General features: G+C 66.8%; 6 protein-coding genes. 5 read left to right on the plus strand and 1 reads right to left on the minus strand.

Annotated features, from left to right (window positions below):
- Nucleotides 1–433 (minus strand): 30S ribosomal protein S6 (gene rpsF / locus E4P09_RS25725; protein WP_137392523.1); only part of this gene is annotated, 433 nt, incomplete at its 3' end.
- A 360-nt stretch (nt 434–793) separates the two neighbouring features.
- On the opposite strand from rpsF, the gene fabD reads away from it, so the two are divergent.
- The 5 genes from fabD to mltG form a co-directional block, all read left to right on the plus strand.
- Nucleotides 794–1,735, plus strand: coding sequence for an ACP S-malonyltransferase (gene fabD, locus E4P09_RS25730; protein WP_137392524.1), 942 nt, complete (start codon nt 794–796; stop codon nt 1,733–1,735).
- Nucleotides 1,736–1,759: 24 nt separating this feature from the next.
- Entirely contained in the window at nt 1,760–2,497 is a 738-nt protein-coding gene (gene fabG, locus E4P09_RS25735; protein WP_137392525.1) for a 3-oxoacyl-[acyl-carrier-protein] reductase, read from the plus strand.
- Nucleotides 2,498–2,759: 262 nt separating this feature from the next.
- A complete protein-coding gene (locus E4P09_RS25740; protein WP_137392526.1) occupies nt 2,760–2,996 on the plus strand; it encodes an acyl carrier protein in 237 nt (78 codons plus the stop codon).
- Nucleotides 2,997–3,135: 139 nt separating this feature from the next.
- The gene (fabF, locus tag E4P09_RS25745) at nt 3,136–4,401 is read left to right on the plus strand and encodes a beta-ketoacyl-ACP synthase II (protein WP_137392527.1); all 1,266 of its coding nucleotides are present in this window, start codon (nt 3,136–3,138) and stop codon (nt 4,399–4,401) included.
- 54 nt (nt 4,402–4,455) lie between these two features.
- Nucleotides 4,456–5,758: endolytic transglycosylase MltG (mltG, locus tag E4P09_RS25750; RefSeq protein WP_205042325.1), on the plus strand; the 1,303-nt coding region annotated here is incomplete at its 3' end.

The raw sequence follows: 5,758 nt of genomic DNA on the forward strand, positions 1-5,758 counted from the left end.
GGGGCGCCCCATCGCGCGCAGCGCCGTCACGCGGAGCGCCCTCACGCGGGGCTCCGTCGCGGCCTCCCCGCGGCCCGCGCGGCCCGCGGTCATCGCGCTCCTCACGGCTGGAGCGGGCGCGCATCATGGCCGACGGTCCGGTCTCATGATCTTCGACGCGCAGGGTGAGGAACCGGATCACGTCCTCGTTGATCTTCATCTGGCGCTCCAGCTCGGCCACAGCCGCATGGGGCGCATCCAAGTTCATCAGGGTGTAGTGAGCCTTGCGGTTCTTCTTGATGCGATAGGCGACGGGCCGCAGGCCCCAGTGCTCCACCTTCGTCACCGATCCGCCGTTTTCCTGAAGAACGGTCTTGAACTGCTCGGTCAGCGCCTCGACCTGGGCGGTCGATGCATCCTGCCGAACCATGAATACGTGCTCGTACAACGCCATCGGCGCCAAGCCTTTCCTGTTCGCGGTTGCGGTTCAACTCCGGCGCCGAGCCTCCCTCAAGCCCCTCGCGGAAAGGCTCAAGTTCGTGGATCCTCAAAGAAGCGGAGACACCGGGAGCCTGGCGCTCAGCACCGCCGCAGCCTCGTTCGAGACGACGGCCTCCCGTTCAGCCTCCAACCGGAGCTGCTACAAGGCCCTGCATATAGAGCCAATGGCGGCGGCGGGCAAGGGCCGTTCATCAACATCGCCACTTCGCGCTTTCCACAGCGGCCGACCCATCGATGCAGCCGTTTTTCTTGACAGGCCGGTAATGCTCATGATTGCTGCCGCGCGAGCGGTTCAACCATACGCACGCAGGCGATGACAACAGCGTTCACCTTTCCCGGACAGGGAAGCCAGCAGGTCGGCATGGGCCGGGCCCTGGCGGAGGCCTTCCCGCCGAGCCGGGCGGTTTTCGAGGAAGTGGACGAGGCGCTCGGGCAGCCCCTCTCCCGGCTGATGTGGGACGGCCCGGAGGATCAGCTGACCCTCACGGAGAATGCGCAGCCGGCGCTGCTCGCGGTGTCGATCGCGGCCCTGAGGGCGCTGGAGGCCGAGGCAGGGCTGGTGGTCGCGCGGGACGTTGCCTTCGTTGCCGGGCACTCGCTCGGGGAATATTCCGCGCTGACCGCCGCGGGGAGTTTCGCGCTGAGCGATGCGGCGCGGCTTTTGCGGCTGCGCGGGCAGGCAATGCAGCGGGCGGTGCCGGTGGGGGCCGGTGCGATGGCGGCGCTGCTCGGCCTCGAGCTCGAGCCGGTGCGCGAGATCGTGGCGGAGGCGGGCGCGGATGAGGTGCAGATCGCCAACGACAACGGGCCGGGGCAAGTGGTGGTGAGCGGGGCGAAGCCGGCGGTCGAGCGCGCGGTGGAGATTGCGAAGGCGCGCGGCGCCAAGCGCGCCATCATGCTGTCGGTAAGCGCGCCCTTTCATTGCGCCCTCATGCAGCCGGCGGCCGAGATCATGCGACAGGCGCTGGCCGAGACCCGCATCCATGATCCTACCGTGCCGCTGATCGCGAATGTCACAGCAGCGCCGGTGACCCGGGCGGAAGACATTCGCGCATGCCTGGCAGAGCAGGTGACGGGAACGGTGCGCTGGCGCGAATCGGTTGCCTATATGGCCCATCACGGTGTGAACAGGCTGTGCGAGATCGGCGCGGGCAAGGTGCTGACCGGGCTTGCCAAGCGCATTGCGCCCAATGCCGCCGCAATGGCCATCGGCAGCCCCGAGGATGTGGCCAATTTTACCGCAGCGCAGAGCTGACCGAGGTAGCGACAGGAGAGGCTGATGTTCGATCTCAACGGGAAGGCCGCCCTGATCACCGGCGCCACGGGCGGCATCGGCGCGTCCATCGCCCGTGTCCTGCATCGACAGGGGGCGACGGTGCTGCTTTCGGGCACCCGGGAGGAGCGGCTTGAGGCAGTTCGGGCCGAACTCGGCGACCGCTGCCATATTTTCGCCTGCGACCTGGGCAATACCGCCGCGGTCGAGGCGCTGGTCCCTCAGGCTGAAGCGCAGCTCGGCCAGCTCGACATTCTTGTTAACAATGCCGGACTGACCCGCGACAATCTTGCGATCCGCATGAAAGATGAGGATTGGGACCGGGTGATCGATGTCAATCTCACGGCAGCGTTCAGGCTGTCGCGTGCCGCGCTGAAGGGGATGATGAGGCGGCGCTTCGGCAGGATCGTGTCGATCACCTCGGTGGTGGGAAGCACCGGCAATGCGGGGCAGGCGAATTACGCCGCGTCGAAGGCCGGTATCGTCGGCATGACCAAGGCCTTGGCGCAGGAGGTTGCAAGCCGCGGGATCACGGTGAACTGCGTCGCCCCCGGCTTCATCGAGACGCCGATGACGGATGTGCTCAACGAACGCCAGCGGGAGGCGATCCTCGGCAGCATCCCCGCGGGCCGCATGGGCAAGCCGGAGGACGTGGCTGCGGCCGTGCTCTATCTCGCGAGCAACGAGGCGGGATACGTCACGGGCCAGACGGTGCATGTAAACGGCGGAATGGCGATGATCTGAAGAGGATCAGCGGCCGGGGGAGAGGCGGGCTCGGTCATCGGTCGAGGGCCGGCAGCGTGGCTGTGTTGGCTCTTGGTGAAGGGGTAAACTATGTGTTAGGAAGCCAACGGCCCGTTCAGCGGGCCTGAGGCAGTCAAAATGGGGGCTGCGAGGCGGCATGCGTCGATTCGCGAGCCCGGGATGTGAGTGTGCACTCGCCCGTGGCGGGCGGGACATTTAACGGGTGCCAACGACGCCGCACCGGGAAACTAAGGAAACTGAAATGAGTGATGTCGCTGAACGGGTTAAGAAGATCGTCGTGGAGCATCTGGGCGTCGAGCCGGACAAAGTGACCGAGGACGCCAGCTTTATCGACGATCTCGGTGCGGACAGCCTCGACACGGTCGAGCTGGTCATGGCCTTCGAAGAGGAATTCGGCATCGAGATTCCCGATGATGCGGCCGAGACGATCCAGACGGTCGGCGATGCAGTGAACTTCATCAAGAAGAACGCGGCCTGAGCGAGGACCGGCGCCTGCCAGCCGGCTTGAGGCCTGCGCTGGCACGCCGCAACGGACTGTTCTTTCGAGCGTTGATCGATAGGTCCACCAGCCCTAACGGGGACCCGTCGGCAGAGGCACAAGGAAACCCAAGCAGGGCATGCGGAGAGTTGTCGTTACCGGAATGGGCATGGTCTCGCCGCTGGGCTCCGGCGTCGAAATCACCTGGCAGCGTCTGATCGCCGGCAAATCCGGGGCAGGTCCCATCACCAAGTTCGACGCAAGCGATCTGTCGACCCGAATCGCGTGCCAGGTGCCGCTCGGCGACGGGCAGGACGGCACGTTCAATCCCGACCAGTGGATGGAGCCGAAGGACCAGCGGCGGTACGACGAATTCATCCTGTTCGCGGTGGCCGCCGCCAAGCAGGCAGTGAAGGATTCCGGCTGGACGCCCACCGATTACGAAGACCAGATCAGGACCGGCGTGATGGTCGGCTCGGGGATCGGCGGTCTGCCGGGCATCGAGGAGACGGCGCTGGTGCTGGCCGAGAAGGGCCCGCGCCGGGTGAGCCCGTTCTTCATTCCAGGCCGGCTGATCAACCTGGCCTCCGGCGTGATCTCGATCGAGCACGGCTTCAAGGGGCCCAACCACGCGGTGGTCACCGCCTGCTCGACCGGCGCCCATGCCATCGGCGACGCCGCCCGGCTGATCATGCTGGGGGATGCGGACGTGATGGTGGCGGGCGGTACCGAGGCGGCGATCTCCCGGTTGGGCATCGCCGGCTTCATCGCCTGCAAGGCGCTGTCGTCTCACTTCAATGACACGCCGGAGCGGGCGTCGCGTCCCTATGACGTCGCGCGCGACGGGTTCGTCATGGGCGAAGGCGCGGGCGTGGTGGTGCTGGAGGAGCTGGAGCATGCCAAAGCCCGGGGCGCCAAGATCTATGCGGAAGTGGTGGGCTATGGCATGTCGGGGGATGCCTACCACGTGACGGCGCCGGCGGAAGACGGCGACGGCGCGTTCCGGTCCATGAAGACGGCCATCGAGCGCGCGGGGATCTCGCCGGCAGAGATCGACTATGTGAACGCACACGGCACCTCGACCCCGTTGGGCGACGAGATCGAGCTGCACGCAGTGGAGCGGCTGTTCGGCAATGCGGCGGGCAAGCTCGCCATGTCGTCGACCAAGTCGGCCATAGGCCATCTGCTCGGAGCGGCGGGCGCGGTGGAAGCCATTTTCAGCATGCTGGCGATTCGCGACAATATCGCGCCGCCGACCTTGAATTTGGAAAACCCGTCGGTCGAGACCGTGATCGATCTGGTGCCGCTGCAGGCGAAGCGGAAGCAGATCGACACCGTATTGTCCAATTCCTTTGGTTTTGGTGGTACCAACGCCTCGCTGGTGTTTCGGCGCTATGCGAGCTAGGTTCGGGCCGCCGGGTGTCTGGCGGATCCCCGCGCCGGTTTCGGACAGGAGAGCATGGGCCTGTTTGGACGCCGCAGAGCTGCAGCCAACGTGTCGGGCGCGGTGATGGGCCGGCCCCGACGGTCTCTGCTCGGCCGCCTGTTCCTTGGGCTCACGTCCAGCCTGTTTCTGGGCCTGCTGATCGGGGCGGGCCTGTTCGCCTATGGCCATCATCTCTATGGCGCACCGGGGCCGCTGGCCAGAACCAAGCTGGTGGAGGTGGAGCGCGGCTCCGGCATTCGCGCCATCGCCGAGAACCTGGAGCGGGAGGGGGTGATCCGGGATGCCCACCTGTTCATGGCCGCGGTGTTTCTCACCAACAATGCCGCCAAGCTGAAGGCGGGCGATTACCGCTTCCCGGCGCGCGTGAGCATGCGCGAGGTGCTGGACGACCTGGTGACCGGCAAGGCGCTCGTCTACAAGCTGACGGTGCCGGAGGGCTGGACCTCGCAACAGGTGGTGGAGCGGGTGAAGGCGCATGAAGCGCTGGCCGGGGAGATCACGGCGGTGCCTGCGGAGGGCTCGCTGCTGCCCGAGACCTATGTGTTCGAGCGCGGCTTCGGCCGACAGGCGCTGCTCGACCAGATGGCGGACGCGCAGAAGCGGCTGCTGGACGAGCTGTGGCCGCAGCGGGCGCCCAACCTGCCGATCAAGACCCGGGAGGAGGCGGTGATCCTCGCCTCCATCGTGGAGAAGGAGACGGGCGTTCCCGCCGAGCGCCCGCAGGTGGCGGCGGTGTTCGCCAACCGGCTGCTCAAGGGCATGCGTCTGCAATCGGATCCGACCATCATCTATGGCCTGGTGGGCGGTGCCGGCAGCCTTGGGCGGCCGTTGACCCGCAAGGACATCGAGAGCAAGACGCCCTACAACACCTATGTGATCAAGGGCCTGCCGCCGACGCCGATCGCCAATCCGGGCCGCGCGTCGATTGCCGCGGTGCTCAACCCGATCGAATCGTCCGATCTGTATTTCGTAGCGGATGGAACGGGTGGCCATGCTTTCGCCCCCAATCTGAAGATGCATCAGCAGAATGTGCGCAAGTGGCGGCAGATCCAGCGGCAGCGCCGGGCCCAGGCCGCTGCGCAGCAGCAGGCGGGCGATGCGCAAGACGAGGGCGCAATGGCGCCGGACGAGGCCGGCGTCGATGATCTGACCGAGGCGGATGCTGCCGGCGAGGCGGCAACGCAGCCAGCCGGCCAGCAGGATGCGGCAGCGCAAGGCGCCGCGGATCAGCCTGCGCGGTCGCCTGCAGCAGCGGCGGCAGCAACGGCTGCGGCAGCCGCTGCCGCAGCCGCGACCGCAGGGGCGGACGAGCCGC

This window comes from Rhodoligotrophos defluvii (genome assembly GCF_005281615.1).
Taxonomy (GTDB): domain Bacteria; phylum Pseudomonadota; class Alphaproteobacteria; order Rhizobiales; family Im1; genus Rhodoligotrophos; species Rhodoligotrophos defluvii.

Bases quoted from the DNA above. Each gene is read 5' to 3' on its own strand.
- fabG (WP_137392525.1), top strand. From the start codon at position 1,760: ATGTTCGATCTCAACGGGAAGGCCGCCCTGATCACCGGCGCCACGGGC.
- fabD (WP_137392524.1), top strand. From the start codon at position 794: ATGACAACAGCGTTCACCTTTCCCGGACAGGGAAGCCAGCAGGTCGGC.
- fabF (WP_137392527.1), top strand. From the start codon at position 3,136: ATGCGGAGAGTTGTCGTTACCGGAATGGGCATGGTCTCGCCGCTGGGC.
- E4P09_RS25740 (WP_137392526.1), top strand. From the start codon at position 2,760: ATGAGTGATGTCGCTGAACGGGTTAAGAAGATCGTCGTGGAGCATCTG.